Genomic DNA, 17847 nt, shown 5'->3' on the forward strand with positions numbered 1-17847 from the left:
GTATAGAATTATAAGAACAAGCTATCCAGGTCCTCTTGATTCATCTGTATCGTTTCAAAATCTGAAGGGGTAAAGTCGGCCCCATCCTTTTCACAGCAATGCTTAATGATCGTCTTTAAATTTTCTATATATGTGCTCAGAAGCCGGTTCATTGTCACCTCTTTATAAGCTAGCTGATTATAGTGAAATTGAACTCTCAGCGTGTTATTTACAAACATGCATATTACATCCAAGGTAGCTATTGCTGAATTTGACAAGGATACGTCTGGACCCGTTTTTATATCGGATATAGAAAACCAGTCGTTCTCGATTTCGTGATCAAATTGTCCCAAATAGTTAAATCGAACCTCTGCCCTTGTATTCGAATTCGAAGCTAACCGCTTATCCTGTCCGGTGTACTTTAACACCCCGTAACTTAAGCCCTGATGCGGAATCCCTCTCAATTTCTCTTTGATCTGCTTGATTTGTTCTGCAATTCCATGAGTGGGTGCAGCTAGCTTCACAGGATACATGGCCGTAAACCAACCTACTGTCCGCGAAACATCTATACTATGCAAATTCCGACCATGCCCCTCCAGTTCAATGACGAATGAAGTTTGCTCCGTCCACTGTTGGAGTGTTTGAAAGAGCGCTGTTAATAACACATCTAGAATATTCGTGTTGTATGCTTTATGAATGGAAACCCTTAGCTTTTTCGACCATTCAGGATCTAAATCATATTGTTCGTATACCACATTCTCCATTAACCAGTGTTCAGGCTCGAAATCAAGAGGTAATGCTTCCGTCAAAATCATTTCGTCGCTCCAATAAGTAAAACTTGAAGCAAACGTTTGCGCATAATTCGATAATTCCCCATACCACTCTGAAAGTGCCGCGGTTTTCTTCTTTAAGACGGGCTCCTGTCGCAAGGTCAAGCTCTCATAGATTTGAATAACATCCTCTAAAATAATTCTCCAGGAAACACCGTCGATAACGAGATGGTGTGCCGTTATGAACAGTTGCTGTTCTGTCCCGCTGAATTTCACCAAGGCCGCTTTCAGTAGTAAATCCGTCTCTATATGGAAGCTCGACTTTATTTCAGCACCCATCTGCTGCATGCTTTCCTGCTTCAGTTCCTTAGATAAGGAAGAGATATCGTATTTCAACAGCTTGAAAGGTGCAAAAGCATGACTTTCATTAAAAAATAAACAATGGCCTACGGGATCATAGTTCATTCGCAAGCCGTCGTGGTGCTGGACAACCTTTTCAAATGCCTGCTCCAGCAGTACTTCATCAAAGGGTTGCTTTAATTGTAGAAGAATAGATTGCTGATAGTAATGTGGATTGGCAAACTGTTGTTCAAAGAACCATTCTTCAATCGGAAATAGTTGTTTCACACCGCTGACGAGTCCTTGCTCATACTGATTTTGTTTAGTCGTGGTATGGACGACATCACTGATCTGACCGATCGTTTGATAGATTAATAGATCTCGTATATCCACTTCGTATCCGTATTCCTGAAGCCTAGAGCTGACTTGTATTGCTTTAATAGAGTCTCCTCCCATAGAATAAAAGTCATCCTCGATGCCTATATGTTCCACGCCAAGAACTTCCCTCCAGACCTCCACCATCGTCTGTTCCAGTTCTGTCTCAGCCTGTCTTTGCGTGTTCTGCAATTGGACGTTCATGGGTACGGGAGCGGGAAGAGCAGCCCTGTCAATTTTTCCATTGGCTGTTAAGGACAATTCTTGTACTTGCATGAAATATTGCGGTAGCATATACTCCGGTAAGTATTTTAATAGATAGGAACGTATATCTGACGACAGAACAGCTTCTTCCGACACAAAGTAAGCGCAAAGCGATTGTATACCCTGATGGTCGGTGGTATCGATAACGATACATTGCTGAATTCCAGGAAACGCTGATAGACAGGACTCGATTTCACCCAGCTCAATGCGGTACCCGCGAATCTTCACTTGTTGATCTCTACGGCCGACATACACCATATTTCCGTCTGGAAGCATTTTTGCCTGATCACCTGTAGTGTACATTCGTTCTGTCGTAGAAAAGGGATTAATTATAAACCTATCAGCACTGATTTCAGGCTGATTCAAGTATCCCCGAGCCACGCCGTCTCCGGAAATATATAGATCTCCGACAACGTGATAGGGAACAGGCTGCAAAGCTGAATCTAAAATATAAATTTTCACATTGTGCGCAGGTTTGCCGATGGGTACATACGCGGACCTATCCTTTTCCGCTGAATAACGGTAAATCATACATCCGACAACCGTTTCTGTCGGTCCGTATTCGTTGTAAATATCCACCTCGTGATCAAAGCGGCGAACAACCTCAGCAACCCATTGGGTATCCAGCTGTTCTCCCCCGACAATGATGCGTTTAATGTTCGAATGTCGTAGATCCATATTCGCAATCAACTTTAAATGAGACGGAGTGAGTTTCAGCACGGTCACTTCATTTTGCTGTATGACATCGTGAATAACGAGCTCCTTCTGCGATCCTGGGTAAATGACCACCTGATTGCCTGCAATGAGCGGCGTAAATATGGAAGTGACCGTTAAATCAAAAGCGATCGAGGAATATAGTGGAAATACAGCCTGTTCACCCTGTACATACATCTTGTTCGCCCACCAAATGTAATTGACTAGGCCTCGATGCTCAATCATCGTACCTTTGGGTTTTCCTGTAGAGCCCGAAGTATAAATTACATAGACCAAGTCGTCCGGATCATTCCGTGGCTTGGGATTACTCCGACCACGATCCTGATTGCCCTCCGGACTATCGTTCAATACAACATCTACATTTGATATCTCACCACTGAAATGAATCGCGCGTGTCAGTTCAGGTGTAGAGATGAGCAATTCTGCTCCGCTGTCTTCCAGCATGTATTGGATTCGTTCCTGTGGATACTCCGGATCGATGGGCAGATAAGCAGCACCTGATTTTAAAATTCCGTACAATACAATCATCATATCGATCGAGCGATGCATCAATAAGGCGATTATCCGATTACGCTTTGCTCCTTTCCGAATTAGTACGTGCGCAATATGATTAACCTGCTGATTGAACTGCTCGTAAGTCACCTGCCTATTTTCATACCGAATCGCTACGTTATTAGGCGTTCTTACGACCTGCTCTTCGAAAAGCTGAATGATTGTTTTATCTTTGGGGTAATCATGATGGGTAAGATTTGTTGTATATAGGATGTCGTTGCGTTCATCCTGCGATAGCATCTGAAATTGCGAGATCCGGATTGTGGGATGAGCTATGATTTCATGCAATAAGTTCACATAGTGGCGCAGCATGATGCGCATGGTGTCCTTTTTGAATAGACATGTACGATATTCAAGCTCCAGATCCAGTCCAGCATCCGATTCATATCCAAACAACGTCAGTTCAAACTTTGAGGTTTTGTTGTGGTATTCAAGAGGAGTCAGTTCAAACTCATGGGTTTGGGGTACAAACGTTTTCATATTTTGCATCACAAATGTCGTATTATAAAGTTGATGGTGTCGATCACTCTTTTGCCAATCGTCCATCCATTGTTCAATCGGATGATCCTGATACTCAAATGCTTCTAAAAAGTTGTCTTTTACCTCCTGCAGAAATTGGGTGAAGGTGTGATCTCCGACAGGGCTGCTTCGTAATGGTACGGTGTTCACGAACATCCCGATCAAATGTTCCATCTCTGACCTCGATCTACCTGCCAGCGAGGTACCTATGACAACATCGTTCTGCTGCGTGTACTTGTTTAGTAAAATGTAAAAAACACTTAGACAGATCATATACAGACTCGTATTCTGCTGAATCGCCAATTGCCTCAACTGATCGACGAGCTTCGGCTCGATGGGCACCTTCACGGTATCACCACGGTAATCCACATCCGCTGTTCTTGGGTAACTCGTAGGTAGATCCAGCATTTGATGACCACCCACAAGCTGGCGGGTCCAGAACTGCTGACTCCTATCATGGTGCTCTATTAGCTCCATTTGCTCTGTTTGCCATACGGCTACATCCTTAAATTGAAGCTCGTTAGGTGCTAGTTCCTGTTGATCATAAATCCGAGTCCAATCCATCATGAGATTCGGGATGGATACACCGTCAGCAATGAGATGGTGAACGTCGATGATAAGCATACTTTCACGATCAGAAAGGTCCAACAATCCAACTCGTAGCAATGGAGGTCTAGATAAATCAAAAATGGCTGTAAATTGTTCGATAATCGCTGGTTCAGACGCCCCATCTTCCATCATTTCGATGTGGAATGACACTTCGTCATTAATCATTTGAACAGGTTGACCGTCTCTCATCTCGAATCCCGTTCGGAATACATCATGTCGCTTGATTAGCTTCTGAAATGAAGCTTCAAGCTTTTCTTTATTGATCTTCCCTTTTACCCTGAAGGCATTTACAATATTGTACGTTTTATCCTGGTATATTTGATGATGTGCATAAATCTTCTGTTGTCCCACAAGGGTAGGATACCAATGCTGTTCCTCTGCTCTAGATATAACGGAAGGATGAAATGCTTCTAATGTAGAGATATAGCTTGCCATACTAGAAATGGTAGGGTACTCATAAACATGCTTCAGTAACAATTGTACATGAAGGCGGCTCTGAACCTCAGAGACTAGAAGGGCGGCTTTTAAAGAATTGCCTCCATGTTCAAAAAAGTGATCCTCCATGCTTCGAGCATCCTTACTCAGTGCACAATTCCATATCTGAACGAGCTCTGCTTCAATTTCGTTAGCTGGTTCTAACTTGATGTTATGAAGCTGCTCCACGGATAACTGCTGTAATGTAGAAATGATATCTTCAAACTCGCGATTCTCATATCGATCTCTCAGGGCATATCGTTGAGGTTTTCCGCTTGTCGTTTTTGGGATCGATCGGACCGGTATCACTTCTTTCAGCTCAATACCTAACCCCCGATTAATCATTGATTTTAATTGTGAAGATCGAGGAACCAGCTCGTCCAACTTTTTTCTCCAGACGATAAATAACAATACATCCTCTGTCATCGTATCTTTATTGTAAACACCGCATGCTGCGAGCTTTCCTAGTTCCATACCAGCCACTTGTGCGGCCATACGTTCAATATCATGAGGATATACATTGATCCCATTCATAAAAATAATGTCTTTCGCTCTTCCTGTCACAATCAATCGGCCGTTGCGCATAAAACCTAAATCTCCGGTATTAAGCCAGCCTTCAGAATTGATTGCGTTCAGGGTAGCTTCTGCATCGTTATAATAACAGGACGTAACATTGTTTCCTTTGATCTGGATATAGCCAATATGAAGCTCGTCCATAACCTGACCATTCTCATAGCAAATGCGAAGTGAATCTGGTTCGATTGCATAACCAACATCCACAAAGGTAGCAACTTCTGGGTACGCTTGTTTCTGCATTTCCTGAATCTGTTGGCCCACTAACATCTGCTTACGGTCAATATGAACCGTTGCGATCGTCTCGTGAATGGGGGGGAACGTAACAGCGAGACCAGCTTCGGCTAATCCATATACTGGATACATGCTGTCCCGACGGAGGCCGTAGTGCTCCATTTGATCTATGAATTTCTCAATTAATTCAGCAGAAATAGGCTCAGCACCATTGAAGATTAGCCTCACGCTGGATAGATTCCAATGGGTTAGATTATGCTCTTTCAGATGTTGAAGTATATAATGATAGCCAAAATTGGGAGAGGATAAAAGGGTTGCTTGATGCTCACTTGCTTTGTCAAACCATACTAGAGGACGTGTAATAAATAAGGAAGTTGGCATTAACAATTGCTGGATATCAGCTACCAATGGAACAAGATGATTCCCAATGAGCCCCATGTCGTGTGTCAATGGCATCCAGCTTAGAATCGAGTCGCGATCATCAATTTGAGAGCATCGAATGATTGCTTTTATATTGGTGATAACGTTTGCATGAGTTAAAACTACTCCTTTGGGTTCGCCGGTAGATCCTGAAGAAAACTGAATAAAGGCTACTTGATCTGCATGAGCAGGACATAACGTTCCGTATTCATTATCCGCTAACGTGTCGTCCAAGAGAATAGTACGAGCCTTCATTTGTTGAAAAGAGCCTGCTTTCATCTCTGTAGATGCGTATTTTTGAAGTAAATCCCATCTTTGTTGTGTCGTAATCAGACAAGGTTGCCGCAACTTTCCCCAAACTTTTACGAATTTGAGTTTATGCTCATCATACTCGCCCACGGAAATAGGAACAGGAATGATGCCTCCAAGTAGACAGGCCCAAAAGACCGTGATAAAGCTACGATTGTCTTCGATTTGAAAAACCGCTTCCTCTCCGGGTTCTATACCGGCATCTTGCAGTCTTTTTAATAATTTCATAGAGTTATCAAATAAAGCTTCATACGAGACGAACTGTTCCTTGTCCCTACCAGAAATAAATAGAATTCCTTTACTACTGTGGCTTCGATCCTGTAACAGAGCACTTAATGTGTACATCCTCAGCACCTCTCCATCGTTAACATACTGAACGGTAAGATTTAGCGACCTAAATATACCACCGATTCCACTAATTGTGAAGTTGCTACAAGAATGTAATGGCATTTTTCCTTAGAATTCTCTACCAAACTGATCTTCAAAAAAAACTCTTATATGTCCTTCAAATTCAGGATTATTCTTGTAATATATCTTATTCATTTGATGGGGTCCAAATCCAAATATCTTGTCATCTCCGTTTATTAAACTTATGCCAAATATAAATCCAGTTCGCCCTTCTTGATTTTCATCGGGTGTTAATTCTATATCTTTGATTAATTTTATCCAGCTTTGAATTTCGGCTTGGTTTTTAATGATTTTCCTTTCACCTGAAGATCCATCTAGTAATTCAATTTTATTTACTTCTAAGATATCCCCGGGATAGGCTTCAGACAATGTGATTTGTTTTAAGATTATAGGTTCAGTTTGAGCTTGACAACCTGTTATACACAAGAGCAAAAATATCACAAATAAGGATTTCTTCATGCTGAGCCCCACCTTTCCTTGATATCAAAGCACGAAATAACTGATGTCAGACTTAACCGTAGATAAATATTTCCCATAAAATGTTTTTGAATGTCCTGCACGGTATTTCTCCATTCAGCTAACGTTCGAGTATTCAAAAAACAACCCAGCCTTAGATAGTTCTCATCTTAGGTTGGGTTGCGTGTTGTCCGTGCTTATTCCATTAATATACATCTAAGAACATAGTGGAGATAGCCCCGTTGCATAAATAAATGATACTTTCAACGACGGGCTCTTGAGCTCACATTCACTAGCTTTTCATCAGAAATCTTTTACTCAAAGCACTTCAGCAGTGCCAAAGCCTCTTCATGCTCAGGTTCGACAACCAGCGCTTCGCGTGTGTATTCCAGAGCCTCTTCTTCCAGCCCCAGCTCGTAACAGCATATAGCCAAACAGTATAAGACAGTTGGTACAGGCTCATCTTCATCTGCGTGTACGGATATTTCCAGGAAGAGCTTCGCATCCTCGTACATGTCCATCTCGAACAGTAATAGTCCGGCGTCCAGTGCTAAATCATAGCGTTGTTCCATCTCATAGTAGGATGACCACATGATGTTTATGCCTCTATGGATGTCCAATATTTCTTCATCGCTGGCCTCGGATAGTAGGCTCGAGATGCGTTTCCCGCTCTGGATGAATAACTCTGCATCATATCCGCCTAAACGCCAAAAGGCCAAAATTTGCTGTAACCCCATGGTGTCAGATTGCTGGTCAACCCATTCCTTCATACTAAAGAAATCATCCGGTCCAAAACGTTCGATAAACCGCCGGTAAGCCAACCTGGTGTTAGCATAACTCATCGGTATTTGTAGCATGAATATACAGCCAACATTTATATTTTTATAATGATGCGTGGTGAAGAGGGTCTGTGCACCTTTTTGCTCAAATACATGTTGAATCGCATGATAGTTTGCCGTTAAAGAGAAGCTACCGTGATGAATTAACTCGGGTGGCTCCGCGAACTTCCAGTTATCCAGCCGGTGATCTCCTTTATCCGCGGTGAGCAACAGGAACCCAGCCTGTGACAGCTTATTCAGTCTCTCAAGGCATCTCAATCCAGCCACTGGAAACAGGATATGTGAATCCTCAAGCTCCTGCTGATAAAGCGCGATCAGATCGCGATATGGGTATGTTTCTTCTTCGTATTCGGATGCCCGGCGATGCTCGTAGCTCAGTGACATATTCTCCAGTGCTTCAGACGGATCAAGCAGTTCGAAATTCTCCGGAAACTCAATTAAAACATCGCATTCATAAATTCTGCCATCACCCACATAGATCAGTTCTTGTGGAATACTGTCAAAAAAATAATTAGCGACGATCAGTAGCGGTTGCTTCAGATCACCTGCCTGGATAGTCGTATCGGATACAACCAATTTCAGCTCCGTGTCATGCACGGCATCAAATCGTGCGAAATCCAGCATCCCATGCTGAATATAAGATTGCAAAGCGGGATGATTTCTCCAACCAACAACGTTTTTTAGCGCCAAATCAGTCATCACATAGCGAAAAGGGGGTAGCGTAATCCCCGCATAATCTCTCAACTCACACAGCTTATGCAATACATGAAATGCGAGGCGTCCTGCTCCCGCTCCAAGCTCCAGGATCATAACGGGTTCAGATATGTCGCCCTTTCCTGCCCGATCTTGAAGAAATCCAAAAATCATTTCCGCGTAGGATGTGGCAATCATGGGGTTACTCGTTATATATTGCGGTACCTGATCATTATTCCAAGCCTTCATTCCTTGCTCTTCAAAATAAGTCCGCTGCAAATCCCAAATAGGTGCTTCGCTGAAGCGGAAGCTCTGTTGTCTATTTTTTGCCATTCACTATAAACCTGCTCTCTGTGTCTCATTAGGGACAATCTTCTAACACGTGAAGGAAAAGTATACGTGCTTCAAACGACTGTCAACAAATAAATGCCTTATGAATCGTACCATATAAATTCCATGTACCCAAACCAATGGATGTTTAAATTCTACTGTTTTCTGATTTCATTATCAAAGATATTATTTCTTCTTCCCAAAGATATATCTTAGTTTATAGGTTCTTATTGTATTGTTCGTGTATTCAAAATCTTCTTGTAGTGTTCCAGTTTCAAAAATCACAGTATCTTTGAAATGATTTATTAAATCATCTTCATTAAAGAAATGTGATACCTTATCCTTTTTATATTCAAAGGTATTCTCTTCTATTTCAACGCCATTTCCGTATGAGGCATCCTCATTAGAAAAGCACGTAAAATAATATATTCCTTCCTCATCCAATAGTTCGATACATGTACGAACAAGACTCATTCGATCTAGTTTAGTGAATAAGTGAATAAGGTCATAACAATATACGGCATTATATTGCTTATCCCTGAGTGGTATTTCAAAAATAGATCCTTCAATAAAACAACTCCTATGATCCCATTGTCGTGCAAGTAAAACCGCTTCGGTTGAGAGTTCGATAGCATCGACTTGAAAAGTATCCGAAAGTATCTTAGTATTTCTACCATATCCTGCTCCAGGTACTAAAACGGTCTTAACATTATTCTTAGCAAAGAATCTCTTGGCGTCATACACGGTTTGACTTGGTTGTTCTCCCCAGATAAGGCCTTCACTAATAAATCTATTATTCCAATACTCTTTCATTGAATAACCTCTTTTATCTTTTATATTAAAAAGAAGGAACTTCAGCTAATATTCTGAAGATCCACGATATCTATATCCATTGCTCTTCATCAAACTCCATTGATAATGTTAGTATCTATATACATCAATGAATATAAAGCGGCTATTCCTATTATTGTCATATAGACTATTGAGAACAGTTTAGAGCGCTTCCAAGAATACAATAAAATGCAAACATTGCTAATGAGAAAGAGCGTGAGTACCTGTTCCATTGATAAGCTCGCTTCTACAGAGTAAAAATCGGCACGTCCTGGCATAGTTGTTTCATACACGGTTATACAATAGGTCCTAATTATTGTCACAAAGATTAGGGAGTATATACATGCTAATAAAAATGCGAACAAACTTGTCAGTAACTTTCTTTGATTAGAGCTTTGTCTTCGATTAGACTCTATTATTCTCATAATTAGCAATCTCCTGATCATACAAAACCGTAACGGAATTGGTGGTTCTATTCTTTTTATAACATATCTAACTGAATAATGACCAACCAACAAGCTTAATCACTTTCAATACGCTTATCTATCCATGATATCTTTTAATAATTGCTCTTTTTCTTGATCCGCCCCTTTATAAATATCTAAATAATCGAATATTTCAAAAGAAAAATCAACAAATGCACGTCCTTTAGCAGTAATCACATGTTCATCTCTGACTACTCGCTTATCCATGTAATTCTCACGTGGGAATGGATCCTCTACTCCTAGTTTATTTATTCTTTCAATAGAACAAGAAGTGGTGAAATTCCTTCTATTTAAAATACCAGATACCCCCAGGTATTGTGGACCGTTACATATTGCAGCTAACATCTTCTCTTCTTGATCAAGTTTAATAATGAGTTCCGTTAATTCTTTCCGTTGGCTTCGAATCGGTCCGCCAGGGATAATAAGTCCTTCAATATCTTCAAGTTCCATTGCTTCATAAACAGTCAAATTAGGTTTATAATGCAGTCCAGATTCGCTAGTTACGGGTTCATAATTATATCCTATGGATACTATCTCCTTTTTCCCAACATTCTTAATTTTATGTAACGCTAAGGTGATCTCAAAATCAGCAAAATCTTTTGAAATGAAACAAATAATCTTCCCCATTAATTACACCCCGTTTAATTTCTTCCATTTACGAATCTTAGAACGAAATGACTTGAACGGCGCAACTGAATTAATATGAATCCATTTGACCATCGTCCACCTCGGATTAGTACCTGTCCACTGTCGCACACCTTGTGTAAAAAGTTCTTCTTCATTCAATGAATCAATCCAATTCTGCCATTGTTCTTCTGTTTCTTTGAATAAAGATCTCAATTCGTTTAAAGAGTAGTGCGCATACGTCTGATAAGAGGATTGATACAGTCCGCCAAGTTGATTCCATTTATAGTTCGGAGCAGGCATAATTACGCTTTCACCAATTTTTTCATCCCTGTCCCATCCCATAACAAGATTCATCCAGCCAAGTTGATAGGCAATAATTTCTGCAGGCGTGCGATCTACCTCTGGTATACGTATGTCTTTTTGAGCATCATCAATTCCATCAAATTCAATATCTAGAGACAAATAGCCAATATGAATGGCACTTTTCAATGCATGTTTAGATTCATAATCTTGACTTGGCATAATATCCACTCCCTATAATTTCAATAATAATCTTATTTCCACCTCCTAAAAGGAAATCCTAAATTAGGCATAAGTAAAGGGCATACAGGAAATCCTAAATCCAGTAACTTCATGAATTAACAGACCGAGGAGGTTGGCTTATGGTAAAGTTTATCGTATTAGCAGTGTTACTGATTGTGACTGGCTGTTCTGGCAATAACAATATGACGCAAAAGCAAGTGACTCCTAAGCAAACACGGATTTCAAGTCATGCTCATACTGCTACACCAGACTCTGTCCTAACACAGGCATCATCAACAGCTACGTCTGAGGCAGGGAGATCCTCTATTACAACAAAAGAAGCACCAAATGGAATCACTTCGGATTTGTTGGATCTGATTCAAACACCGGCTGGAAATCCAGCAAATCAGACACCGACCGGAAATATCGAACAAAAAGAGCCTACAAATTCAACAGGACAAGCACAGGAAGCTAAAAAAGAAACTACGAATAATAATGATTCATCCCAATTCGGGCAGCAAGTTCTCGATCTAGTGAATCAAGAAAGGTCCAAAGCAGGATTAAGTTCCCTGAGTATGAGTGAGGAATTGTCAAAGATGGCTATGGTCAAGGCACAGGACATGTACAACAACAATTACTTTGATCATAATTCTCCAACACATGGATCCCCCTTCGATATGATGAAGGAATTTGGGATCACATTCAATTCAGCTGGAGAAAACATCGCCAAAGGGCAAACCACCCCTAGCCAGGTTATGAAGGATTGGATGAATAGCCCCGGCCACAAAGCAAATATAATGAGTAATACTTATACCGATATCGGCATTGCTTATTATAACAATGCATGGGTCCAGGAATTCAAATCATAACGACATTCATCACCCACCAATAAGTTATCAAAAGAGCCGCAATTTATACGGCTCTTTTGATAATCATTTAGACGGTGAGTCATACCAAAATATCTTATAGTTAAAATTAAGTGACATTCCTACACTCTCCGCCAACCTAATCGAACCCGTGTTCTCAGGAGAACAGTCCCAGTAAGGGACTATCCCTTTGATTTTACATTCTTCCACAAACGCCCTAGCTACTAAGGTAGCATAATTTTTTCTTCTATATCCTTCTAAGGTTTCTATATCTAAGGCATGGGTTTCATCAGCAACAAATGCAGAAAAACATGAACTCACGATCTCATTGTTTTGCATTGCAATATACCCAAAGCCCTGTTCTAAAAAGTCGTCTATGGTTTCCCAAAACCGAGAAATCTTATCTTCTAAGTATTTCTTGTTACCAAATCTTCTAGACTGTAATAGCTCTTTATCTATTCTTTGAATACTGACACTATCATCTTGGGTTTCACTGGATTCCATGTCCCCCGTAAGTTTAAACACATGTTGAATATCATTAGAGATATTGTGCTTATTAAATATGGTTTGAATCATCTCAGCCCAACTTTCGTTTCCCACGCTAATTTCAACGAAGTTTATATTCAATTTCTTTAATTTGGGTTCAATAACATTTGACATGTATGTGTTCAATCCATTTATAAAATTTATACTTTTTGAATTCCCAATAACATGAAAACCCGTCTGCCCACAAATCCAGATTAAAGCTGCTGTAACCTCAATTGGATGATCTACATAGACCCACCCAGGGTTAATCCCGCTTACCACTGCTCTTACCTCTAGATTATTACACTGCTCAGTCATATGCATTACTTTATAAAAGTCTTGTTTATTAAGCTCTGTGATCATATCTACACCTCCGAATCAACTATTAAGTCACTGTTGTATCTGTTTTATCTGCTGCCGCTGAACAGTTCATTTCAGGCGTCTTAGCAAGAGTGCAACCGCCGTAGATATTCCAAATGAAATGAAAGCTATTATGATCGATCCAATCAGAAAATCACCTACGAGAAACATAACGCCATACCATTGCCCCAAGAGGACAATGACAAATGGTATAGCCCAATTAACAGTAGCTTCTGTTACATTTATATATATAGTTAACATCGCGAAGAGAAGCGTTGCAATCCAAAACCCCAAACAATACATCATTATTATACGACTCTTGTTTTTGGAAGCGAGTACTAACACAAGTATCCAAATAGCTATGTATGCCAATGTGACAATCACATTTTTGGTGGTGGCCGTGTTTCCCATTAGGAACTCTTGAAAATTCAGAACTATACCGCCAATGACAGCCACAATTGATAAAGAAACTACTGTTATAGCATTATTCTTCATTATCGAACCTCCCATTTGGTAAGTGATCCATAAACAGTATTAATTATCTTTTAGCATTTTCACCTCGCTGAATCTCCCGAAAATCCTCTTCTGGACCAAAGGTCCGATTGAGATACCGGTGCCTTCAATGCTATGTTATAGGAAGTATTAACTCCCCTGATCTACCTTTCAAAGTCATCATACATATTATTGTCTTTGTTCTTCATTAAGTTTACTAGACAAAAATCCAAGTTACCAGAGTTTTATTTTATCGGTGCTACGGCCTAACTCACTCAACTAGTGCTCCTTATTAAGTAAACATGTTCCGAAAAAAAAGTTGCATTACCCATCGTCTATGTTTAGCGCGAATTAACGAATGAGGCACACATTCTTTTCAGTTGACTTTGCCCTTAGGGTAAGGTGTATATCTAGAATTGAACAAAGCCATATGAAAGCATTTAGTTCGTATACAAATAGAAGAATGGAGGTGACCTCTTGCTATCGATTGGAGAATTCTCAAAGATATGCGAAGTATCTTCAAAAACGCTTCGATATTATGACGAAATTGGATTAATTACTCCTGATGAAATTAATCCTGAAAACGGTTATAGGTATTATTCCATCAGGCAACTAAAAAAGATGCTCTCTATTAACCGCTTGAAATCTTATGATTTTTCTCTGGAAGAAATCAAAACCCTTTTGGAATTAGAAGAGGATCAATCAGACGAGATGCTTTGTTCTGCTCTTCATCGCAAGAGAAGGCAGTTACAGGAAAAAGTAAATACTTTTGAATATACCCTAAAGGAAATGAGTCATGATATTTTAAATTTAGAGAAGGGTATACCCATGATGTCATACCTTGACAACATCGAAGTACAACTTGTTGAAACCCAGCCCATGAATATCCTTTATATTCATCAGATGATGAGTAGTGATGACTATGTTGCAGGATATGGACAGTATTTTAGCAGGTTATTTGATAAGATTGCTATCGAAAAACTCACCTTGCTTGGTACGCCAATGACTATTTATCACAGCCCTGAATACAATCCTGCCGGCAATGATACAGAGTTTGCCATCCCGATTGAGGAGATAGTAAAAGGAACGAGAGATTTCCCTGGAGGTCTTTGTGCGAAGTCTGTATTAAAGGGGTCATATCCAGAATTGACATCGGTATATGCTAAGCTGAGGGAATGGATAGAAAATGAAGGATATGAATTGGTAAAACCACCCTATGAAGTATATGTAACCACCCCCAATCAGACCACCGGGCCTGAGGATATGGTTACCGAGGTGTATTTTCCTATAAAGAAAAATAGTAGAAAGAGCTAACAATTCTTTCCCCTAACGCACGCTAAACAAAACAAATAACGTCTTTTAAAGGAGATATCTACCATGCCAAGAAACTACTGGCCAACTACAGAATGGCAAACCGTAGACCCGGCAACCCTAAGAATGGACTCTGAAAAGCTTTCAGAGCTTGAACCTACGATAAAATCCGAGTACAGCAATATAAACGGTATTGTTGTTGTGAGAAATGGATCTATTGCTTATGAAAGATATTATAATAGCTACGGCCCGGATGATACGCACCATGTGGCATCGGTAACGAAAAGCATCATATCTGCCCTCATTGGTATTGCTATAGAAGCTAGATATATTAATAATATAGACCAGAAGGTGCTGGATTTCTTCCCCGAATATGTTCCCAATGTTGAGGATCGGCAGAAACGGGAAATCTCCATACGCCATCTTCTCACGATGACAGCCCCCTATTCATTTGAAGACTGGCAAGAACCGCTAGACAAGATGTGTATGCAACCTGACTGGATCAAGTATACTCTCGATATTCTGGGGCAAAAAGGAAGTGTCGGTACTTTTAAGTATTCCACCGCAGGGGCGCACCTGCTGTCAGCTATCATCACTCGTAGCACAGGAAAAAGTGCCCGTGAGTTTGCTAACGAACGCTTATTCAAACCTATCGGTATGAACGAAATCCCGGATTATGAAATGACATCATTTGGGTTTGAGGATTTATTCGGGAACAATGTGAAAGGATGGGTAAACGATCCCAACAGTAACTCTACTGGAGGGTGGGGCCTTACGTTAACTCCTCGTGACATGGCACGTTTTGGTTTGCTATATCTGAACCGTGGCATTTTGGACAATAATCAGATTATTCCCAGGACATGGACCCTCGAATCAATAGCGATGAACTCCAATAATTACGGTTATCTATGGTGGTTACGTGAAGAGGACGGCGTTTTTGCATACTCAGCACTAGGCGATGGCGGTAATGTCATTTGTTGCATTCCAGAAAAAGACCTAGTCGTAGCCATTGCATCCGAATTCATCATTAATCCTCGTGATCGATGGACACTGATTAAGGAATATATTATCCCGGCTGTAATAGACTAAACTTAATCCCACCAAGTCTGGTAAAAAGGTTGAATATATCGCCTGAATTCACGTCTCCGAAAATCCCTCATGGTTTCATAGGTTATCATCTGTCCATCATTTGATCTCGATTTGCCAATTGCTCTTGCTGAGTTTATAAACATTATAGTTCTCATTTTCAATGTCTATAATGTTTTCAAACTCGAAATTACACTTTTGTATTACTCTATTCGAGGGTAAGTTACGTATAAGAGATATAGCATTGAGTACCTCCACGTTCGTATTCTCAAATAAGTACTTGATTATCCCTTGAGCTGCTTGCGTCGAATAACCCTTACCTCTATGATCTTTTGATATTGCATACATGATCTCTCTGTTTGGAGGCGGCAATTCTTCTTTAATTCCCGTACAGCACCAACCGATAAACTCTCCTGATTCTTTCAATATAATCCCCAAACGAAGACGGAGTTCATCAATGTTACCGCCTTCTGATACAACTTTCAGAAAATTTTTATTTTCTTTGGTTTCATAATTCATTAGCCAATCTAACCTTTGTTCTTTAGAAACGTTGTACCCGGGCAAAAACTCATGTATCTCAGGTTGCCAGGTTAGAGAATGAAACTCTTCTAAATCATCAATTATATATTCTCTTAAAATAATATCCGTACAGTCAATCTTGAAAATATGTTCTTCCGAATTGGAATGAGTATTTGAGTTCATTATTTATCTCCCTTATACATATTACGTAGAATGCTTTACCACATATAATACTAAACCGTAAGAGGTCATGGCTGGTAAAGATTTATTATAACTAAACTAACCTGCCATAATTCTGTTCTTATACTTGTGCCAAAAAGTCTCGATATTTACGGTAACTACTGATCTGATAATATATGCCAACTACAAGATGTGTAACAACTATAGGTAAAATGATTGTTACAGTTTTAACATTAATTTTCTTATCCTTAAAGTAATAACTCCATTGGATTACCAAAATTAAAAAATAAAATCAACAATGGAATCAATAACAATATGGCCGGGTTACCATTGCCCGAACTACGCCCTGGAGTGGTTGTCATCAAATTTCCAAAGAAGAATAATAAAGATATAAGCACCAAATTTATAAGTAGTAATATCTTAGTTCTCATATCCATATTTCCTCCTCGAGTTACTTTCATGCCTCATGCAGTTGTTTCGGATAACATTCTTGTATTCACGAAATGAGCCAGCCTTAGATAGCTCTAATCTTAGGCTGGCTCATTTGTTGTCTGATCTTCTTCCATGATTATACACCTGACAAGCTAGGGGTGAGAGTGACCAAGGTAGCGTAGCGACCGCTGTGGCAATGCATTATTATAGGATATTATTGCCCTCTTCGAATATACTTTTATTCTACTAATTCCACCGAATTAGATGTACTTGTAAGCTCTTCATTGATAGTCTTTATGTATATCTTCTGACCCGAATTGTTATACGTTATGATGTCAAATTTTTGCCCTTGATTTGAATCAATAAACACAAAGTACAAATTAAATTTATCCCGAATGTTAATAATCTGAGCTTGTCTTTCTATGCCTCTTTTATAATCTTTAACAACTACGCGCTTGATATCCGGATTTAGAGTTATCCCATGAAGCATTGAAAATGGAGTCCCTCCTATCTCATTAATGCTTAGATCCTTGGAAAAATGATAAGTAATGGGCTCACCCAAGACTTCACTTGGTTCGTTTAAAGATATTCCCGATCCAGAATGTCCTCCTCCGGATATCCATTTCCAGCCCCTCAAGGACTTCTTAATATATTCATATCGGTAGTTGTCAAGACAGTTGTCGCGATTCCATAGAATTTATGTAGTCATTTGAATTGTTCTTCATCAGCATCTATGACTCCATCTTTTTCGGGA

13 protein-coding genes are annotated in these 17847 nt (G+C 39.9%); 3 read left to right on the forward strand and 10 right to left on the reverse strand.

Translation table 11 applies throughout. The features are described 5' to 3' along the window. Positions 1-8: 8 nt before the first annotated feature. The 6 genes from J2T13_RS11410 to J2T13_RS11435 form a co-directional block, all read right to left on the reverse strand. A complete protein-coding gene (locus J2T13_RS11410) occupies positions 9-6476 on the reverse strand; it encodes an amino acid adenylation domain-containing protein (RefSeq protein WP_429371299.1) in 6468 nt (2155 codons plus the stop codon). A gap of 111 nt (positions 6477-6587) precedes the next feature. Further along, the gene (locus J2T13_RS11415) at positions 6588-6998 is read right to left on the reverse strand and encodes a hypothetical protein (RefSeq protein WP_429371301.1); all 411 of its coding nucleotides are present in this window, start codon (positions 6996-6998) and stop codon (positions 6588-6590) included. 311 nt (positions 6999-7309) lie between these two features. After that, a complete protein-coding gene (locus J2T13_RS11420; protein ID WP_429371302.1) occupies positions 7310-8860 on the reverse strand; it encodes a tetratricopeptide repeat protein in 1551 nt (516 codons plus the stop codon). Between the two features lie 183 nt (positions 8861-9043). Continuing rightward, the gene (locus J2T13_RS11425; RefSeq protein ID WP_429371304.1) at positions 9044-9670 is read right to left on the reverse strand and encodes a class I SAM-dependent methyltransferase; all 627 of its coding nucleotides are present in this window, start codon (positions 9668-9670) and stop codon (positions 9044-9046) included. Between the two features lie 557 nt (positions 9671-10227). Next, positions 10228-10800: a DJ-1/PfpI family protein gene (locus tag J2T13_RS11430; RefSeq protein ID WP_429371306.1), complete on the reverse strand. Its 573-nt coding sequence runs from the start codon at positions 10798-10800 to the stop codon at positions 10228-10230. A gap of 3 nt (positions 10801-10803) precedes the next feature. After that, entirely contained in the window at positions 10804-11322 is a 519-nt protein-coding gene (locus J2T13_RS11435; protein WP_429371308.1) for a ClbS/DfsB family four-helix bundle protein, read from the reverse strand. Between the two features lie 140 nt (positions 11323-11462). On the opposite strand from J2T13_RS11435, the gene J2T13_RS11440 reads away from it, so the two are divergent. Continuing rightward, positions 11463-12191: a CAP domain-containing protein gene (locus J2T13_RS11440; RefSeq protein ID WP_429371310.1), complete on the forward strand. Its 729-nt coding sequence runs from the start codon at positions 11463-11465 to the stop codon at positions 12189-12191. Positions 12192-12254: 63 nt separating this feature from the next. Here the strand turns inward: J2T13_RS11440 and J2T13_RS11445 are convergent, their stop codons facing one another. Both J2T13_RS11445 and J2T13_RS11450 read right to left on the reverse strand, forming a co-directional pair. Further along, the gene (locus J2T13_RS11445; RefSeq protein ID WP_429371312.1) at positions 12255-13076 is read right to left on the reverse strand and encodes a GNAT family N-acetyltransferase; all 822 of its coding nucleotides are present in this window, start codon (positions 13074-13076) and stop codon (positions 12255-12257) included. Positions 13077-13142: 66 nt separating this feature from the next. Continuing rightward, complete coding sequence (locus J2T13_RS11450; protein ID WP_429371314.1) at positions 13143-13568, reverse strand: hypothetical protein; 426 nt, start codon at positions 13566-13568, stop codon at positions 13143-13145. 474 nt (positions 13569-14042) lie between these two features. Between J2T13_RS11450 and J2T13_RS11455 the strand changes: the two genes are divergently transcribed. Both J2T13_RS11455 and J2T13_RS11460 read left to right on the forward strand, forming a co-directional pair. Beyond that, positions 14043-14879, forward strand: a complete 837-nt coding sequence (locus J2T13_RS11455) for a MerR family transcriptional regulator (protein WP_429371316.1) — start codon at positions 14043-14045, stop codon at positions 14877-14879. 63 nt (positions 14880-14942) lie between these two features. Then, on the forward strand, positions 14943-15965 hold the full coding sequence (locus tag J2T13_RS11460; RefSeq protein WP_429371318.1) for a serine hydrolase domain-containing protein: 1023 nt from the start codon (positions 14943-14945) through the stop codon (positions 15963-15965). A 96-nt stretch (positions 15966-16061) separates the two neighbouring features. Here the strand turns inward: J2T13_RS11460 and J2T13_RS11465 are convergent, their stop codons facing one another. Further along, positions 16062-16664 (reverse strand): GNAT family N-acetyltransferase, encoded by a 603-nt coding sequence (locus tag J2T13_RS11465; RefSeq protein WP_429371320.1) that lies wholly within the window; start codon positions 16662-16664, stop codon positions 16062-16064. Positions 16665-17331: 667 nt separating this feature from the next. Continuing rightward, a complete protein-coding gene (locus J2T13_RS11470; RefSeq protein ID WP_429371322.1) occupies positions 17332-17583 on the reverse strand; it encodes a hypothetical protein in 252 nt (83 codons plus the stop codon). Positions 17584-17847: the final 264 nt, after the last annotated feature.

Origin of the sequence: Paenibacillus sp. DS2015 (genome assembly GCF_050433705.1) — a bacterium.
Lineage (GTDB): Bacteria > Bacillota > Bacilli > Paenibacillales > Paenibacillaceae > Paenibacillus_AQ.

Bases quoted from the DNA above. Each gene is read 5' to 3' on its own strand.
- J2T13_RS11410 (WP_429371299.1), bottom strand. From the start codon at position 6,476: ATGTACACATTAAGTGCTCTGTTACAGGATCGAAGCCACAGTAGTAAA.
- J2T13_RS11415 (WP_429371301.1), bottom strand. From the start codon at position 6,998: ATGAAGAAATCCTTATTTGTGATATTTTTGCTCTTGTGTATAACAGGT.
- J2T13_RS11420 (WP_429371302.1), bottom strand. From the start codon at position 8,860: ATGGCAAAAAATAGACAACAGAGCTTCCGCTTCAGCGAAGCACCTATT.
- J2T13_RS11425 (WP_429371304.1), bottom strand. From the start codon at position 9,670: ATGAAAGAGTATTGGAATAATAGATTTATTAGTGAAGGCCTTATCTGG.
- J2T13_RS11430 (WP_429371306.1), bottom strand. From the start codon at position 10,800: ATGGGGAAGATTATTTGTTTCATTTCAAAAGATTTTGCTGATTTTGAG.
- J2T13_RS11435 (WP_429371308.1), bottom strand. From the start codon at position 11,322: ATGCCAAGTCAAGATTATGAATCTAAACATGCATTGAAAAGTGCCATT.
- J2T13_RS11440 (WP_429371310.1), top strand. From the start codon at position 11,463: ATGGTAAAGTTTATCGTATTAGCAGTGTTACTGATTGTGACTGGCTGT.
- J2T13_RS11445 (WP_429371312.1), bottom strand. From the start codon at position 13,076: ATGATCACAGAGCTTAATAAACAAGACTTTTATAAAGTAATGCATATG.
- J2T13_RS11450 (WP_429371314.1), bottom strand. From the start codon at position 13,568: ATGAAGAATAATGCTATAACAGTAGTTTCTTTATCAATTGTGGCTGTC.
- J2T13_RS11460 (WP_429371318.1), top strand. From the start codon at position 14,943: ATGCCAAGAAACTACTGGCCAACTACAGAATGGCAAACCGTAGACCCG.
- J2T13_RS11465 (WP_429371320.1), bottom strand. From the start codon at position 16,664: ATGAACTCAAATACTCATTCCAATTCGGAAGAACATATTTTCAAGATT.
- J2T13_RS11470 (WP_429371322.1), bottom strand. From the start codon at position 17,583: ATGCTTCATGGGATAACTCTAAATCCGGATATCAAGCGCGTAGTTGTT.